This is a genomic window from Kitasatospora sp. NPDC001159 (assembly GCF_053598235.1).
This window is the reverse complement of the sequence record NZ_JBSFJV010000081.1, coordinates 1-17984: the sequence shown is the minus strand read 5'-3', so window position 1 is coordinate 17984 and position 17984 is coordinate 1. Positions and strand designations below refer to the sequence as shown.

Below are 17984 nucleotides of genomic sequence, written 5' to 3'. Positions count from 1 at the left end.
GAGATTCCCGTTTTGAACAGAAAGCACCGCCACAACGGTGCGCCACTCAGGGCGTTGACCGCGACAGCCGTTCTGGCGCTCACAACCGGCCTGTCGGGGCTCACTGCCCACGCCGCCGATGCGCCGACGGTGCCGTCGCAGGCCACGATCGACGCCACCACCGCGAAGCAGATGCAGGAGCGCCCGCCCGCCAACGCGGCCGAGAAGGCCATCGCCGAGGCCAAGGCCACGCAAAAGAACGTCCCGATCGACTCGCTCACGACCGAGTACAGCGAGACCGTCGCCACCCCCGAAGGCCACCTCGCGCTCACCAGCCACCCGGACCAGCAGCGCGTACGCCGAGGCGGCGCCTGGCAGGGGCTGGACGCCACCCTCGCCACCAATCCGGACGGCACGCTCTCCCCCAAGTCCGCGGCAGGTCAGCTGGTGCTGTCCAAGGGCGGGAACGGGCCGCTCGCCACCATGACCAGCGCGGACGGCAAGAAGCTCGCCCTGACGGCCCCGTTCGCGCTTCCCGCGCCGACCGTCAGCGGCGACAGCGTGGTCTACCCGTCCCTCGCCCCCGACATCGACCTGAAGGTCACCGCCACCAAGCTCGGCGGCCTGACCACCGTCCTGGTCGTCAAGACCCAGGCGGCTGCGGCAAACCCGGTCCTGAGGAACCTGCACTTCGGCACCACCGCCGACGGTGTCACCGTCAAGAGCGACGAGCACGGCAACATCACCGCCGCCGGCGCCGACGGCAAGCCCCGCTGGATCGCCCGCACCCCACAGATGTGGGACAGCACCCCAGCACCCGCGGTGAAGACCGCCCTGACGTTCACCGCCGCCGCCACCGACACTCCCGCGCCCGCGCCGACGGATACCGGCAAGGCCACTGCCGCCAGTTCCGACGCCGGCCCCGGGACGGCCTCCAGGGTCTCCACCATGCCCGTCACGGCCGGCCCCTCCGGCATCGACCTGACACCCGACCAGGACCTCCTGGCCCACGGCACCGCGCCCTACTACATCGACCCCGCCTTCCTGCCCTGGACCCAGGCCGCCAACTCCTGGACCTGGGTCCAGTCGACCCACGACAGCCCCGGCAACTGGCTCCGCCAGGGCAGCAACGACAGCGACCACCCGGGCGTCGGCGTCTGCGGCACCTACCCCAACGGCGGCAGCTGCATCCCTTCCGACATCGAGCGCAGCTTCTACCAGTTCGATATCAATGCGCTGGGCGGGGTGGTCGTCCACTACGCGACGATGAACATGCAGGAGTACGTCTCCGCGAACTTCGACTGCGGCACCACCTACCCGCTCAACCTCTACGTCACCGGGTCGATCGGAAACGGTACGACCTGGTCCAACCAGCCGGCGCAGCAGGGCGGTTCGCTCGGCACGGCCTGGGTCGGCGGCTCGGGCAAGGACCCGTGTCACGACAACGTGCCGTTCAGTTTCAACATCACCGGCGCGATGCAGCAGTACGCCAACTACGGCCAGCTGACCTTCGGCCTCTACGGCGACGAGAGCAACCAGTACGCCTTCAAGCGTTTCACGTACCAGCCCACGCTGTACGTCGAGTACGACCGCGTGCCCAACACCCCCACCAACCCCGGGGTGTGGCCCGCCCCTACGACGGTCAGCCCCGCGGCGACCAACCAGGCCTGCGGTGACGGCAACGCCAACGACTGGGCCTGGCTCGGCGCCGGCTCCGCCCAGAACAACGCCGTCTGGCTCAACGCCACCGTCACCAGCCCCACCCAGGCCCAAGTCAAGACCTGGGACCACATCTGGGACTACAACAGCCCCAACGGCACGAGCGGCTACACGCCCGCCGTCAACAGCGGCGGCACCACCAGCTTCCAGGTCCCCGCTGGCCTGATCCAGGACGGCCACGCCTACGGCTACGACATGCAGGCCACCGACGACCTGGACGGCGTGCCCTGGTCCGCCGCCACAGTGAACTGCTACTTCAAGGTCGACCTCACCCCACCGACCATCACCTTCCCCACCACCGTCTCCGACGCCACCAAGCAGTTCCCACCCAGCGGCAACGGTCAGACCCCCCAGATCTACGCCGGCCAGAGCGGCGTCATCCCCTTCACCGCCACCGACCCCGCCCCCAGCGGCGGCTACGCCTCCGGAGTGGCCTGCCTGCGCTGGAGCTTCGACCCGCAACTCGTCGACGCCACCTGGCAGTGCGGCAGCGCCATGCCCACCGGCCAGATCCAGGTGACCGCCGGACGCTGGGGCACCAACGTCCTCTACGTCCAGGCCGAGGACAACGCCGGCAACCTCTCACCCGTCGCGCAGTACGCCTTCTACGCCCCGTGGAACCCCAACAGTCCGGCCCCGGCCTTCGGCGACGTCACCGGTGACGCCCTGCCCGACATCGTCACCGCCGACCCCAACGGCGACCTGCGCGCCTACAGCATCCCCGCCACCGCGCCCACGGCCCCGCTCGCCGCACCGAAGGCCAAATCCCCTGGCCACGATTCCTGGGCCAACTACCGCATCACCCACCGCGGCAGCCTGCGCGGCGGCAACAACGTCGACGACCTCATCGTCCACAAGGACGGCGACAAGGCGCTCTACTACTACAAGAACCCCGGCAACACCGGCGTCACCGGCGTCTTCGACACCTGGCTCACCCTGGACAAGCCCGCCTGCGACCCCAAGCTGACCGACTGCACCGGCTACAACGCGACCGACTGGTCCACCACGCTGCAGATCGCCGCCAGCGGCGACCCCAGCACCACCAAACTCGACACCAGCAAGAAGTTCCTCAACCGCACCGGCCTGTTCACCATCGAGACCAGCCAGGACGGCACCGGCGCCCTCTGGTTCTACCCCACCATCGGCGACGGCACCTTCGGCTCCCCCACTAAGCTCGCCGCAACCGGCTGGAAGGGCTGGGACCTCATCTCCCCCGGCGACTGGGCCGGCCAAGGCCACCCCGGCCTGTGGGCACGCAACCAGACCACTGGTGACCTGCGCGGCTACACCTTCACCACCGGCACCATCACCATCACCGGCGACTTCGGCACCAGCACCAGCTACCCCACCCTCACCGGCATCGCCACCGACACCAAGATCGGCTACGGCGTCACCGCCGCCACCTGGCCCGTCATCGGCTCCGATGGCGACCTCACCGGTATCGGCTCTCCCACACTCTGGGCCATGACCCCCAACGGTGTCATCCAGACCTTCACTGGCCACTCCACCACCACCGACCCCTACTACACCTGGACCAACGGGCCGACCGGAGTCCTCAGCACCTACGCCGAGAACAGCCCCATCACCTACACCGCCCAGACCGGCAAGTGCGTGGACATCGCGGGAGCCAACAGCACCAACGGCACCGCCGTCCAGCTGTACGACTGCAACGGCAGCAACGCCCAGAACTGGAGCTTCAAGCCCGACGGTAGCCTCCGCGCCCTCGGCAGCTGCCTCGACGCCACCGGACGCGGCACGGCCAACGGCACGCCCCTGCAGATCTGGGAATGCGGAAACGGCGCCCCGCAGCAGACCTTCGTCCCCAGGCCCGACGGCAGCCTCTACAACCCCGCATCCGGCCGCTGCGTCGACCTCCCCGGCGGCACCGCAACCAACGGAACCCGACTGCAACTGTTTGACTGCAACGGCACCGCAGCCCAGAAGTGGACCGCTCTCGTACGAAGCTAACGTCAGAATGAAGCGCTGAGCTGACCAAAAAAGGTGCCCCTGACCGGTCTCCGGTCAGGGGCACCTACATGTTTCTCCGCCGACAATCGCCTGGCAGGAATCGAGCTACGTCACACGCGGTAATGCTTGCGGTACACAGAGATCGCACTCAACAGAGAACTCCACCGGCCGGCGTGCCTGGCCGAGGGCTCGTTCCCCGGCCAGGCCGTGCACCGTCAGGCCGAAGCCTGTCCCTCCGACGCGGCGTCACGCGGGACCTCGGCGGGCGCGGGCGCGGCGGCAGCAGCCGGGGCCGACACCAGGGCCCGGCCCCGGGCCTCCTGGGCGGCCCTGGCCGCGAGCAGGTTGACGCCGGCCCGGCGCGCCTGCTGCATGGCGGTCAGCCGGTTGACCACCACGATCGCCGCGACCGCCGCCACCAGCCGCAGTGCCGACCCGGAGGCCTCCACCCGGATCGTGTTGCGCAGGCTCTCGAGGTCACCGGGGACCAACGGGTCCACGTGACCCACCATGGTACCTGCGATCCGGCCGACGATCAGCGAGCCGATCCACGTGGACCACCACACGGCGAGGACCTTCTCCGACGGCGTGCCTCGCCTTCCCTCCGCGTCCAGCGGCGCGCTCGCCCTCCAGCATTCCACCATCAGCTGCCAGGGGAACCAGAGTAGGACGACCGGGGTGAACCAGGCCCCGATGCTCCAGCCGCGTCCCAGGCGGTGCCCGTTCGGCACGAGCAGGTCGGCGTTCTGGCGGATGCGGTAGAACCAGACGATGAACACCACGGCGGTGGCCAGCGCCAACGTGATGAACAGCTCGCTCACCGTGTTCGCCACCGAGTCCACGGCGTCGAAATCGGCGAGGCCGACATCGCCCGACCCGTCCACCACCCGGCCCAGCAGCACGTCCCGCCAGACATCAACCGCGACCGCCACCGCCGCCACCACAGCGTTCAACCCCAACAGGACGTAGACCGCCACGGCAAGGCCATTCGCCGGGCGCAGCGCCGCCGCCCACCCCGGAGCCGCCTCCGCGCAACCGAAGCATCGGCCGCTGTCCGTCCCCGCGGGGCGTGTCCCGCACGCCACACACACCATCAGATCGTCAACCCCCTGGAATCGCCGCGTGCTCAACCACACACGCCGGTACGCCACCACCCCGACCGGGATGGGCGCGCCGACTCTAGGGGATCCACGGCGCCGTCAACGACACGGTGACCGATCGGAGCGACGCCCGCTCCAACGGGCCGGGGGACGCCACCTACCGCACGCAGTTCAGCTACGACCCGGCCGGCGAGCTGCTGTCCACGACCGTGCCCGCCACCTCGGACTTCCCGCAGGGGCGTACCTCCTACGTCACCCGCACCAGCGGGAGCGAGGCCGCCGTCGGCAGTGACGGCAACCCGACGACCGGGACCCAGCCGGCCGGACTCGTCACCTCGCAGTCCCCGTACGTCGACCACTCCGCCTATCCCAACCAGGCAGCGGTGCCGGCGAACCTGAGCACCGTCAACTCGTACAACGCGGCGGGAGACCTCACCAAGACCGTCAGCCCGCTGGGCCTGGTCACCACCTACACCTAGGACAACCTCGGCCGCCTCACCTCCAGCGCCGAGGCGTGCACCAACTGCGGACAGGGCCAGACCCCGACCACGGTCACCACCTCGTACACGTGGGACGGCCAGGGCAACCAGCTCACCCGCACGGACCCCGCCACGACGGACGCCGTCACCGGCACCGTCCACACCCGCCGCACCACCACCGCCTACGACACCGACGGCAACACCATCACCCAGACCGTCGCCGACCTCACCGGCGGCGACGCGCCACGCACCACCACCTGGTCGTACTCCAGCACCACGAGCCACCTCGCCAAGGTCACCGACCCGGCCGGCCGCTCGACCAGCTACACCTACGACAAGTACGGCAACAAGGTCGGCAGCACCGACGCCGCCGGGACCACCTACAGCTACGACTACGCCCCGATGGGCTGGTTGCAGCAGGTCACCATCGCCAACTACACCGGCAGCCCCACCAGCCCGGTCAGCGCCCGCCCGCAGATCGTCGAGTCCCGCGCCTACGACCCCGCCGGCCGCCTGGCCAGGGTGACGGACGCGATGGGGCGTTCCACGCACACGTACTACAACGACGACGACACGGTCTCCGAGATCGACGCCGACGGATTCCACAACTTCGACCCCGTCGCGCAGGCCTTCGACGGCACCGAGCGCAACGTCATCCTGCAGCAGAACACCTACGACGCGGCGGGCAACCTGACCCAGCGCGTGACCGGCGGCGGCAAGACCACCGTCGCCAACACCTGGGACGCCGCAGGCCGCGCCACGAGCACGACGGTCGACCCCGGCGGGCTCAACCGCACCAGCAGCAACGCCTACGACGCCGTCGGCAACGTGGTGCGCTCCACGATCACCGACGGAACCCAGACCCGGGAGACCGACTTCACCTACGACGTCGCCGGGAACGTCACCGCGCAGACCGCCAAGAACCCGCCGCAGGACTCCACGACCACTTTCACCTACGACCAGCGCGGCCTGCCGCTCACACGTACCAGCCCCAACGGCAACGTCAGCGGCGCCAACCCCGCCGCGTACACCGTCGGCTTCCTCCACGACGAGGCGGGCCAGCAGGTCGTCACCACCGAACCACCGACGGCCACCACCACCTTCAACCCCGCGACCGGACAGCCCCTCACGCTGACCGTCGCCCCCGAGACCCGCACCGGCTACAACACCTTCAGCGAGAGCGCCGAAACCAAGGACCCGACCGGCAACATCACCACCACCACCCACACCTTCGACGCCACCGGCGAACACCTCGCCGTCGCGAGCAACACCTACACCGCCCCTGACGCCAGCGGCACCTTCACCGCCGTCACCCGCACCGACTTCGACGCCATGGGCCGCCCCGAGGTCCTCACTGACGCCAAGGGCAACACGGCCACCAACATCTACGACCAGCTCGGCAACCTTGTCGAGAAGGACCTGCCGAGCGTCGGCGGAACCGCCCGGAAGTGGCTCGACACCTACGACCTCGACGGTGAGAAGCAGTCCATCACCGACCCGTCCGGCGCCCAGACCCTCTCCACCTACGACGACCTCGGACGCACCGTCACCCTGACGGACGGGGTCACCATCTCCAGCAGCTACGACGCCGCAGGCCACCTCACCAGCCAGGCCGGCAGCGGAGGCGAGGCAGCGACCCCGACCCGCACCGTCGCCTACGACGCCGACGGCCGGATCACCTCGCTGTCGACTCCCCGCGGCACCCAGGCCTACACCTACGAGGACCGAGGCGCCATCGCCTCCGCGTCCGGCCCGATGGGCACCAGCACCTACACCTACGACGCGGAAGGCCGACTCGCCTCCCGAGCCGACACCGCCGACACCACGACCTTCACCTACGACACCGCCGGGCAGCTTAAGACCCTCGCCGATCCCCAGACCGGCAGCACCCTCGCCTACAGCTACACGCCCACCGGCCGGGTCGCCGCCATCCAGTACGGCACGGGCAACACCCGCTCCTACACCTACGACGACCAGGGCAACGTCACCACCGACAGCGTCAAGACCAGCACCGGCGCGGCCGTCTCCTCGCTCGCCTACACCTACTACCCGTCAGGCCGCCTCAAGACCCAGACCACCACCGGCCTCGCCGGCGCCACCACCCACACCTACGGCTACGACGCCGCCGGCCGACTCAGCACCTGGAACAACGGCGCCGCCACCACCGCCTACGCCTACGACGGCAACGGCAACCTCACCTCCAACGGCACCACCACAGCCACCTACAACCAGCGCAACCAGCTCAGCACCGCCGGCACCACCACCTACACCTACACAGCCCGAGGCACCCGCTCCGCCGCCACGACCGGCACCACCACGACGAGCGCGACCTACGACGCCTTCGACGAACTGACCAGCCAGGGCGGACAGACCTACACCTACGACGCCCTGGGACGCCTCACCACCAGCGCCGGACACACCTTCACCTACGACGCCACCAGCAACAACCTCACCTCCGACGGAACGGAGAACTACACCCGCACACCGACCGGCGGCCTGACCGCCATCGGCACCCCCGCCGGAGCCGCCTTCGCCTACAGCGACCGCCACGGCAACCTCGTCGCCACCTTCACCGCCACCGGCACCACCACCGCCGGCACCAGCGCCTACGACCCCTGGGGCAAGCCCACCGCGACCGCCGGCACCACCCACAACCTCGGCTACCAGAGCGGCTGGACCGACCCGACCAGCGGCCAGATCAGCACCGCCAGCCGCTGGTACGACCCCGCCACCGCCGACTTCACCAGCCGCGACACCGCCAACCTCGCACCCATCACCGCCGCCGGAGCCAACCGCTACGCCTACGGCGCCGGCGACCCACTGACCAACGCCGACCCCACCGGCCACAACCCGTGCGAACTGGGCGGCGCAAGCCCGGACGACGATCCGGCGGGCGGCGGCTCCGGCGACTCGGCAGCGGCCTCGGCCCCGGCCCCCGCCTACGCCGGAATGAGCGCGAGCGCCTGGGAACGCAAGGCCCAGCACATGGCGGACGTGGAAAGCGCGGAGGCCGCAGAGCTGAAGGCCGCCTACAACCGCATGAGCTACGGGGAGTCGTCAGCCGGCCAGGAGGCCGCAGGTTCATGGTGGGTGAACTACAAGGTCGAGTTCACAAAGCGGCTCAAGCGCGGCTACGGCTATGGCGGGGCAGGGGCAGGGGCAGCCGGACTCGCGCAGGCGGAAGCCATGGCCGAAGCCGAGGCGATGGCGATGGAGTTCGAGCTGGCCGCCGGCTACAGCAGCTGCGACACCGACGGGGCGGGCCCGCCGCCGCCCCCTCGTCACCACAAGTTCCCGCCCCCGCCGCCGAGGAACGACCAGCCGCCGGCAGTGGACCCCCACAACATCGACCCCGTCCCCTGCACGCATTGCTCCACCCCCACCCCTCAGGGCACCCCGCTCAACGGCCCCGAGGCCGGCCCGACGCAGCAGGGCACTCCCCAGGCAGTCCACTCCGGCCCCGGCTCGCCCTTCGCACCGGGATCCCTCCCGGATCCCTTGACCAATGGCGGGCCCGCTGCGGGATCGCTTTTCGGGCCGGGAGCTAGCGGATCGGCCAGCCCCTCGTCATCCGGAGCGACCCAAGACGAGTTGGACGGTCTTGTTCAGAGATGTGAATACTGGTTCGGGCGAACCGAAAGCGATTGTCGCCAGATCCCGGTGATGGTGGTGGACGGGAAGAAAACTCCGAAGATCGCCATCAATGACCAGTCGGCGATCGATTCTGGCCAACCGTTTCTCCTGCACGCTCTCAGGAACGAAAAAGACGCCGACCGGAATCGGGAGCTGGCTGGCTGCAAGTCGGCATGGCAAGGGCCTCAGAGCTGTGACGAGTACCCTTTTGCCTCGACCTATGAAGGGGGTATCGGAGCCCAGACGATGGGTGTTCCAGTGGCAGAGCAGAGGATCCAGGGGCCTGATATTTCTGGGTTCTATTCGAGGAAAAGAATCAAGCGAGGGGACGAGTTCATGGTTCTCGTCATCAATGTCAAGAGGTACGGTGGGGTCTATCATGCAGGGTGATGGCGGAGCGTGGCTGCGGGAGAGGAACTGAGTGTGAGCACCCTTCTGTCATCGGTAGAGGTGACTTCCCTTTGGGGTCTCGTGTCGATTCGGGACTTCGGGACCGATGACTACCCTCAGACGGACGACGGAGAGTACGACTGTCTTCCGGGGCATGGCCAGATCTATGTCAGCACCAGGACCGACAGTGACGGAGACGTAGAGGTCCGAATCCATCTAGGAGAGGCCGCCCCGGCGGACATGAGGGTGATTTACGACGGCCCCATGGATTTCAAGTCCGGAGTAATTTCCGTCACGCCACCGGCAATGGAGGACCGGGAGACCGTGATCCTGCCGAGTGCTGGAATATGGCGCGTGGTCGTGGCAGTCTCCGGTGGCAGCAGGCCTGACCTGGTGTGCCTCTACCTGACCAAGGCGCCGTAACTGCAGCTGAGGTTTGAGACCGCGTTTGAGATCTGTCGTGTCCCAGCCTCTTTCGTGACGGTCCGTCGGTTCATTCGGCGGGCCGTTTCGGCTTTCCTGGCCGGTGGTGGGCATGCCTGCGGCCCGGCTGTCGCGTCGGGTGGGCGCCGGGTTCCACTGGCCCGGCCGGAGGATGACTCGTCGGGACAGGACGTCGTTGGTCGCCCGCTCTGGACGGTGTAGCGGGATTGTCGCTGGTGGAGCGGTTGCGGCTGGTGCCCGATCCGCGTCGGCGGCGCGGGGTGCGTCACCCGTTCGTGGCGGTGCTGCTGGTCGCCGCCTCCGCGGTGGTCGCCGGCGCGCGCTCGTACACGGCTATCGGCCAGTGGTCCGCGAACGCTCCGCAGCACACCCTGGCCCGGCTGGGCGCCCGGGTCACGGGCGCACCGAGCGCCGCCACGATCCGGCGAGTCATCGGCCTTGTCTGTCCCGGCGGATTGGCCGACCTGACCGGCGCCGATCCCGCCGGCTCGGACTCGATCGCCGTGGACGGCAAGGCCGCCCGCGGCTCCCGGCACGGCACCTTGCCCGCCGCCCACCTGCTGGCCGCGATGATTATGCGGCCTCCCCCGGAGCGGAGGCCGCGTGCAGTGGGTGGATGTCAGGAAGCGCGTACACGGTCGCGCTATGGACGTCAGACTGGCCGGATGAGTACTTGGCTGGTCCGCCGGTTGCGCCGGCTGCACGCGTACCTGCACCGGTCGATCGACAGCAAGGACGAGAGCCAGCGGCGGCGGGCATGGGGGCTGTGGGGAGCAGGGACGGTCGTGGCGGTCGGATTGTCCAGCAGGGTGGCCTCGTGGTTGGGCCATGCCGTCGGACTGGGTGACGGGTGGACATTCCGCCTTGCCCTGTTCTCGGCGCTCACCGCCTTCATCGGTGCGATGGTCTGGCTCGCGGCTGAGCCGGGACCACGTGACCGCAAGCCCTTGCTGCTGAAGACGCTGGGCGGCCTTGCAGCGCTCGGCATCGTAGTGATCATCTCGATCTGAGCCGAGCAAAGGCTTCGGCGGCCAGGGTCCACTGCTGGCCGCGCATCAGTACAGCCGGCGACGTTGGGTGGTACGGGCGCGGTCCGGGCAGAGGGTGCCCTTGCCCCTATGCCGATCCGCTTGGCGCGGCGTGTCGCCAACCGCCTTACCCGATGTCCCGGATCCACGATGATGGGATCCGCCCGGATCAACGGGCCTACACAGCGCGGGGAGTCGCAGGTGGCAACGCAGGCCGAAACCGGCACGCAGCAGGAACGCGTCGTGGGACGGGTGTTCACGGTGCGCCTGGACCCCTACGGCCGCCCCACGGCCGGCACGGTCCGGCTTTCCTGCTCCGGCGCGGCCTGCACCGATCAGCGCTTCCCCAGCACCGCCGAGGGCCGCCAGGCGGCGGTGGAGCACGTCAAGCTGCACGTGGCCCGCATCCGCGCGGGCGGCGGGCCACGCGCTCACGCGTACTGCGCCTGTCTGACCGGCGACTGCGCGTGGCACCTCGCCGACCTCGACACCATCGCCGGACGCCGTAGCGGGACGCGGCCGACGGCGGGCGCGGTGCGGTGCGGCGGTGCGGCGGTGCTGGCCGTGTACGCGGACCGGACGGGACGGCTCTGGCGGCTGGCAGAGACATGCGCGCGGTGCGCGGCCGCCACTCCCGGCTGCCGGGTGCTGGCCAGCGCCGTGCCCGCAGCCCGGACCACGCCAGCCAAGGCAGGCCCGGTCAGTGGGAAGCCGGTCTCAGCAGAGGAGCACTCGGGCGGCACTAACGGGCAGGACGTGGCGGCGGCGTTCTCCGACCGCACCCCTTTCCCCGCGACCGAGCCTCCCTCCCCCGCCGCCGCTGCGCCTGTGCCTGGTGCCCGCGCCGCCTCACCAGCGGAGGCGTCCCGGCGATCCACGCGGTGGGGGAAGATCGCGCAGCGCATCGTGCCCTACGACCTCGAGCCCGAGGCCCTGCGCACGGAGCTCATCGAACTCGGCGACGCCTTCCGCGACCACCAGAAGCGTCCCGAACCCGACCCCGCACTGCTCGCCGAGCTCCAGGAGCGCAAGGCCCGCGCGTTCGACCTGTGGGCCGCCGTCACCGGCGACACCAACCTGCGCCACGAGGCCCAGCGGGCCCGCCAAGCAGCGCAGACCAGCCGTGAGACGCACCGCAACCGCACCGGCTACGTGTCCGGCGGCCCGGACGGCGAGCGCGAGGTCGTGGTGGAGCGGCTGCTGACCCGGCAGCAGGCCGCCTGCGCCCGCACCGTGCTGGACCATGTCGCCGCCCATGCCCCGCACCACGACGCCCAGGTGCACCTGGGCGTTCTCATGCTCACCCTGCGCACCGCGCGCGTCGGCACCGGGAACGTCACCGGCCAGGACCTCACCGGCTGGCTCCAGGACGATACCGAGCGGGTCCTAGAGCAGCTGGTGGCCGCCGACTGGCTGCGCCTGCCTGGCACCGTCGCCGAGGCGCTGGCCTCCCGGCCGGAGAGCCCCACCGTGGTCACCGTGCCCTCGCTGCTGCCTCGTGACCCGTACCCGTTCACCTTCGGCAAGTCCACCCGCCCGAAGCTCTCCGGCTGGGCCCAGAAGACCGTCGGCGACCGCAAGCTCCGCAAGAAGAAGACGGGCACCGCCACCCGGCTCCTCGCCCTGTACACCGCCGCCCACACCCGCCCCGACGGCCGCCTCGGCCACCCCGAGGACGGCGGAATCCCCCTGGAGGCGGCGGCCGCGTTCTGCGCCCTGCCGATCGAGGAGATCACCGAGCACGCCGGCCTGCTGGTCGCCGCCGACTGGCTCACCGAAGCCGACACCGCCGACGGACTGCTGCGCGGCCGGCTCGCCGAGCGCGTCTGGCCCCTGGGCGGACTGCTGTAGCGAGGACGCTTGTCCCACACCCCGCCTCAAGACCAGGAACCGAGCGCCGTCCCGGCTGGCCCGCGGCCCGCCGTCGCGGCCGCGGTTCCGATCACCCGTCCCGGGAACGATCCGGGCATGGACAGCGAGCACCAGGACCAGGCCGGCCCGGTCGACGAAGCGCGGGCCCGGGAACTGACCGAGCAGCTGCGCACGGCGATCGAGGACGTCCGAGCCGCCGTCCTAATGCTCGCCCGCCGGGTCCGCGCCGCCCACCAGGCGAAGGTATGGACCGTACTCGGGCACCCGTCGTGGCCGGCGTACGCGCTCGCCGAGTTCGGCATCGGCCGCTCGACCGCGTACCGGCCGCTCGACCTGGCGGCCGTCGCCGAGGCGATCGAGACCACCGTGCAGTCCGAGCTCGGAGTGTCCCACGCGTGGGACAGCACCGACCTGGTCCTGCCGGTACGCGCCATCGTCGACCTCAAGGGCCGCACCGCGGAGCTCACCGACCTGATCGCCGAACGCCTCACCAACGCCCACCAGGACGCCGACGGCGCCGCGCTCCCGGCCGAGACGGTCGACGGGATCGTCGCCGCGGCGGTCGCCGAGGTCCGCGCCCGCCCCGACATCCCGGCCGCCGAGCTGGAGACCGGCCCCACCCCGGACAGCATCACCGCCGAAGCCTGGCGCCGCCACGTTTCTGCCGGCCGCGACGCGATCACCCAGCAGCGCGCCGCCCAACTCGGCATCGGCGCGCTCGCCCTCGAGGTGATGCCGGCCTACGTCTCCGACCGCCAGGCCGAGGACAGCGGCCTCGCCCGCCTCACGAACGACATCGGCATCACCACCGAAGAGATCCTCGCCTGCCGCCGCTACGCCCTCTCCGGGGACGTCCGGGCGATGGACGGCTGGTAGAACCGCAGGCCAGAGGTGTCCCGTCCCGCTCTAGTTTGTCGGTGCGGCGTGTCGCTGACCGGAGGTTGGTGAACCCTCAAACCGCCCGGGCTAGGGAACATCAGCCGGGACGCCTATCGCTCAAGCCGGCGGAGGACTACTGGTACCAGTCGTCTCCGCCCTCAGCGAGTGAGCGCCCGAGGTAGTCCCGCAGGTCACGGGCCACCCAGCGGCGACTGTCGGTCTCGTGCTCCCAGACGAAGATGTCTGGCCTCCGTGGCGTCTGCACGAAGGCGAACTGGTCGCCGCCACCGTTGTCTCCGAAGAACAGGAGAGCGTCGAACGGCATGTACAGCTGAGCGAAGGAGCCATCCGACCGGAAGTAGATGTTCTGCTCGACGATCTGCTCGATGCTCCAGACGGTGTCCACGCTGGTCTGCCCGACGATCCCGTTGCTCTCCAGCAACAACTGCTTCAGCCCGGCCGGCAGCTCCTCCCCGAGCTTTCGCTCCGCCTCAGCTAGGACTGCCTCGTCGGTCGGATCTCTGAAATCGGCGTCGGGGAACACGCCACGGGCTACTTGTCTCCACATGATCCGGAAGCGTAGCCATCCCGGATGACAAGCCCATGCGGGACGAACCACGCTCACCGACAACACGCAGTGGGACGCCACCGCTGGCCCGTCACCCGAGCGACAACCTCGACTGGGACGGGCTACGAAGCGGACAAGACGTGCTGGTACAGCGGCAACCTACGCCGGGACAGGACAGCAGGCCAAAGCGGGCGGCTTGATTTGCGCCCGCCCCGGCGGGCCTCGGACCGGGAGCGATTTATGAAACCGCCGCAGGTCACAGGCCTGCGGCGAGGCGGCCGGAGCCGGTCAGATCTACCGGTCCGGGTCGGAGAAGGTCAGGCCGCCGGGCGAGAGGCGGCGGCGGGCCGGGGCGGGTACGGCCACGGTCTCGCCGGGCGGCTGGCGGAAGGCCGCGCCCTGCTCGACCGGCAGCCGGCGCACGCCGGACTGGGCGGGCACGGGCACGTCGGTGGCGGTCGCGGAGAAGGCGGGCATCGCGAGAGGGCGGCGGTCGGTCATGATCACCAGTCTCGCAGCCCGGAGTGGGCCGGGTAGGCCAAACCGCTATCACCGGTGGTAGCGCTCTGGCCCAGGCCGCCAGGGCCGACCGATCTCGCCCGCCCTCGGGTGGGATGGCCACGGGGACGGCTACGCATCCGTATACGGTCCAGATCCTGCTCGCTCACGTACGTCCCCCTCGCTGCTAACCGCTGCGGCCCGGGCCGGGGCCGGCAAACGGGTTGTCGCGGCCACCCTGCCGCCACCGCCGAGGGTCCAGCCGTGGGCGGCGACCAGGGCGAGGAAGACGTTGGCGACGGGCACCGGCTCGCGGGGGCCGCGCCGGGGCGAGAGCACGCAACCACCGTCGCCGAGCTCTAACCGCAAGTCAGGCTCATCTGGTCTGCCAGAGGACCGTGAAGAAGAAGAGGGCTACGAGAAACACGAAGGCCGGCAGCACGCGCCTCATGCCGTGAGCGTCGAGGCCCAAGTAGTCGCGGATGGCAACCGGCACCGTGCGCTTGGGGGCGCAGGTGGGGTACGCGCGCGGTGGTGCGGCCGCGATCGGATCCTGAGGAAGGGGTTTTGGGACGGCCTGGGGGCGGGAGGCCGCTCCCGACCCGGTCGGCGGCGATACTGGCGGCGGGAGTGGTAGTTCAAGGGGAAAGCTGCCGGGAAGCTGCAGGGGTGCGGTGACCACGGGGCGGGGGGCGGGAGGGCCCGCAGGCTCTGCGGGGGACGGTCCGGGCTCCTGCGACCAGGTGCCGACGGCCGTCTCGGCTTGGGCGGGCACGATCGCGTCGTGTCGCTGCTGCGCATCGACCAGGGCAGTGCGCCAGATGTCGCGCGTCGCTTCAGGCAGCTTTTCCAGGAGGTCCTGAGCCTCGGCGTACAGCGCGTTCGGGTTGGCGACCACCGCTTGGGCGGCTGCAACGGCCAGGGCAGGATGGCTGATGAAGCCGCGGCCCACGATGGCCAGGCAGTGGCGGCGCTGGGACGGCGACAGAAGCGGGCTGGACAGGGTCCGGGCGAGGAACGTCCCGCCCTCAGGCTCGCCGCCGCTGTCCGCCTCCACGTCGTTGACGAGTTTGGCGGTCAGCACGTCGGGGCCGATCCCGCCCCAGTAGGCGTGCCCCGTTGGCGGGTACACGGCTGAAAGGAACCGGCGCTGGGCCCGCACCATGTCCGATGTCAATGGCGGTGCGGTGAGAACGTCGCCGTAGTGGGCGGCCCATGCCGCGCGGATCGCAGCGTCGGCTTCCTTCTGATCTGCTGCCCCGGCAAGGCGCTGCACGGCGATCAGTGCCTTTCGGTAATCCGGGTCGAGGGGCTGCGGGAACAGTACGGCCGAGGCCCGGTCCCAGTACCTCTCCTCGTGGTACAGCAGAACTTCATGCGGGTCGAGGTCGCCGTCGATCGGCTTGTCGACCAGAACGCCGGCAAGGCTTTCGATGTGCAGCGACAGGACGGTGGCCGGATCGTCCTCGGTCTGGCCCTCGTGCGGGGGCACATGGTCGGCGACCCGGTCGAGGAACTCCTCGGCGTCCCAGTCGTCGGATACCCCCGACCATTGCAGGGCAGCAATGCGCCGGGTGAACGAGATCCGCGCACGCTCACGCAGTTCCTGCGCGTCCACCTGGCGCAGCAGGTTGTCCGGGGCGAGGACTATCTCGGTGCCGCTTACCATCGCGGGGTGCCGGGCCCGCAGCTTGAGCCACCACTCGTGGGTGGAGCGAGCGACCAGGAGGACGCGAATACGGTGTGCCGGGGCACGGTGGTTCACCAAGGCTTCCAGCAGCGCCCTGACCTGGCCAAGGTGGTACTCGGCGTAGTCAACGATGATCAGGGCAGGGCGGATCAGGTGGCGCAGCATCTGGTAGGTCTGGTCGGGGGCGGTCTTCGGGTCGAGGAATCCTGCTGACCACGCGAAGTTCGTGGCGTCGGGGGCCGACTCGGCCTGCGGCCTGCGATCGGCCAGGCGCCTGGCCAGTTCTACGGCCAGGCGTGTCTTGCCGACTCCTCCGGAGCCGCATACGACGGCGACGTCGACAGCCTGCGGGCTGTGGCACCAGGCGCGCAGGAGTTGCAGTTCCGTGTCCAGGCCGGTGAACTCGACGGTCTCGGAGCGTGCGGCCAGGAGATAGGAAGCGGCCGCGACGGGCTGAGGAGCACTGTCGAAGAGGGTGTGGAGGTCGGCGGGTTCCAGTTGCGGGCGCGTGCCGGACGCTCGTTCCACGATGTCGCAGAACCCGCGGTCGTCCAGGAGACGGCGAACGGGGACAGCCTCCAGGCGGCCATTGGCCCGCCCGGGCAGGGCCTGCTGCACCGTGGCGATGAGCAGGTCCTCGTGAAACACCCCGGCACCGGACATTCCAGCCCACGGAGAGGTGCCGGATGCAGATTCACCGGACGGGACCACGCTGTCGGCTTGGAGGCTGTAGAAGTTGCCGTCCGTGTCGACCGCGTTAATGTGCCCTTCCACGGCCTCGGGTTCGCGCCGGTCACCATCGCGCTTGGCCGCGTCGGGAAGACCAACGGCGACGCAGCGCGCCTGCCGCGACGGGCTGATGCACACGAGCTCACCCCACCGAACCGGAGCGAACTCGCGCGGAAGGTCAGCCGGCCGAAACCGCAGCAGCGCGACGTCGTCCAAGTGCCAGGCCACCTCGGCCGCCGCGCGCCCGCGTCCGCCGATTAGCCTGACCGCGCAGCGCCCAAACGCCTGGCCGGACCCTGCGGGCCTCACGACGTGAAGTGCTGTCAGGACCAGCCCCGGCGCGACCACGCACCCGGCGCCGATCCGGCCCGCACACTCCACGGCAACGGCCCGTTCCCAGAACATCGACGACGACCCGCTACCGCAGCGAGTAGCCGTTCTCGGGCAGGCCTGCCTCTCCGGTGCCGTTGATCGGTACCGCGTCGCCGCCGACAACCCCCAGCGTCACGGTCAGCCGGTGCGTCTGTCCGCTCGACTGCTCAGCCCGGGCCTCGCCGGAGAAGACGAACGCCTTGACCCCGCCGCTGGCACCGCCGACCCGGCGCAGCTCCAGCCCCAGGTCCACGACGACGTCCTTCACCGTGAACCGGATCTCGGAGTCCGCGCCGCTGCGCTGAGCGGCGATCAGCCCGGCCCGAACGGCCGTGATCTCCTCGGACAACTCCGTTCCGTCGAGTTCCATGCGCTCCCCCACGATCACCACGTGCCCGGATCCGCCAGCGTATCTGCGGTGTGCGCACCACATGCCGAGAACGCCCGAACTCGGGCCTGACCATAGCCACTTCATCGTGCCACCGTGCCGTGCCGGGAACCGGGGAAACAGTACAAATCCCTCTCGGCCCAGCCCAGCGGACCGGAGGGTCAGGGTGTCGGCGGTGGCGTGACCTGGCAGACGACGAGCTCCAGGCGCGGGACGACGTAGTAGGCGAGCAGACCGCCGGCGACGTC

At 70.0% G+C, this 17984-nt stretch carries 12 protein-coding genes; 7 read left to right on the top strand and 5 right to left on the bottom strand.

All coding sequences use genetic code 11. From position 1 onward, the window contains the following. Window positions 1-54: 54 nt before the first annotated feature. On the top strand, window positions 55-3666 hold the full coding sequence (locus tag ACWC9T_RS31030) for a ricin-type beta-trefoil lectin domain protein (RefSeq protein ID WP_449824371.1): 3612 nt from the start codon (window positions 55-57) through the stop codon (window positions 3664-3666). Between the two features lie 215 nt (window positions 3667-3881). Here ACWC9T_RS31030 and ACWC9T_RS31025 read toward each other — a convergent pair whose 3' ends face one another. Further along, window positions 3882-4643 carry a DUF4328 domain-containing protein gene (locus tag ACWC9T_RS31025; RefSeq protein WP_449824370.1) on the bottom strand — a complete coding sequence of 254 codons (762 nt, stop codon included), beginning with the start codon at window positions 4641-4643 and terminating at the stop codon, window positions 3882-3884. A 233-nt stretch (window positions 4644-4876) separates the two neighbouring features. Between ACWC9T_RS31025 and ACWC9T_RS31020 the strand changes: the two genes are divergently transcribed. From ACWC9T_RS31020 to ACWC9T_RS30995, 6 genes are all read left to right on the top strand, one after another. Then, a complete protein-coding gene (locus tag ACWC9T_RS31020) occupies window positions 4877-5245 on the top strand; it encodes a hypothetical protein (protein ID WP_449824369.1) in 369 nt (122 codons plus the stop codon). A 402-nt stretch (window positions 5246-5647) separates the two neighbouring features. Then, window positions 5648-9268 carry a NucA/NucB deoxyribonuclease domain-containing protein gene (locus tag ACWC9T_RS31015; protein ID WP_449824368.1) on the top strand — a complete coding sequence of 1207 codons (3621 nt, stop codon included), beginning with the start codon at window positions 5648-5650 and terminating at the stop codon, window positions 9266-9268. Between the two features lie 33 nt (window positions 9269-9301). After that, on the top strand, window positions 9302-9691 hold the full coding sequence (locus ACWC9T_RS31010; RefSeq protein ID WP_449824367.1) for a hypothetical protein: 390 nt from the start codon (window positions 9302-9304) through the stop codon (window positions 9689-9691). A 236-nt stretch (window positions 9692-9927) separates the two neighbouring features. Further along, the gene (locus tag ACWC9T_RS31005; RefSeq protein ID WP_449824382.1) at window positions 9928-10722 is read left to right on the top strand and encodes a transposase family protein; all 795 of its coding nucleotides are present in this window, start codon (window positions 9928-9930) and stop codon (window positions 10720-10722) included. 219 nt (window positions 10723-10941) lie between these two features. Beyond that, window positions 10942-12591: a hypothetical protein gene (locus tag ACWC9T_RS31000; RefSeq protein WP_449824366.1), complete on the top strand. Its 1650-nt coding sequence runs from the start codon at window positions 10942-10944 to the stop codon at window positions 12589-12591. 117 nt (window positions 12592-12708) lie between these two features. After that, window positions 12709-13488: a hypothetical protein gene (locus ACWC9T_RS30995; protein WP_449824365.1), complete on the top strand. Its 780-nt coding sequence runs from the start codon at window positions 12709-12711 to the stop codon at window positions 13486-13488. A gap of 136 nt (window positions 13489-13624) precedes the next feature. On the opposite strand, the gene ACWC9T_RS30990 is transcribed toward ACWC9T_RS30995, so the two are convergent. From ACWC9T_RS30990 to ACWC9T_RS30975, 4 genes are all read right to left on the bottom strand, one after another. Beyond that, complete coding sequence (locus ACWC9T_RS30990; RefSeq protein ID WP_449824364.1) at window positions 13625-14035, bottom strand: SMI1/KNR4 family protein; 411 nt, start codon at window positions 14033-14035, stop codon at window positions 13625-13627. A 318-nt stretch (window positions 14036-14353) separates the two neighbouring features. Continuing rightward, complete coding sequence (locus tag ACWC9T_RS30985) at window positions 14354-14560, bottom strand: hypothetical protein (RefSeq protein WP_449824363.1); 207 nt, start codon at window positions 14558-14560, stop codon at window positions 14354-14356. A gap of 373 nt (window positions 14561-14933) precedes the next feature. Beyond that, window positions 14934-17381, bottom strand: coding sequence for a trypsin-like peptidase domain-containing protein (locus tag ACWC9T_RS30980; RefSeq protein ID WP_449824362.1), 2448 nt, complete (start codon window positions 17379-17381; stop codon window positions 14934-14936). A 13-nt stretch (window positions 17382-17394) separates the two neighbouring features. Next, on the bottom strand, window positions 17395-17718 hold the full coding sequence (locus tag ACWC9T_RS30975) for a trypco2 family protein (protein WP_449824361.1): 324 nt from the start codon (window positions 17716-17718) through the stop codon (window positions 17395-17397). Window positions 17719-17984 lie beyond the last annotated feature (266 nt).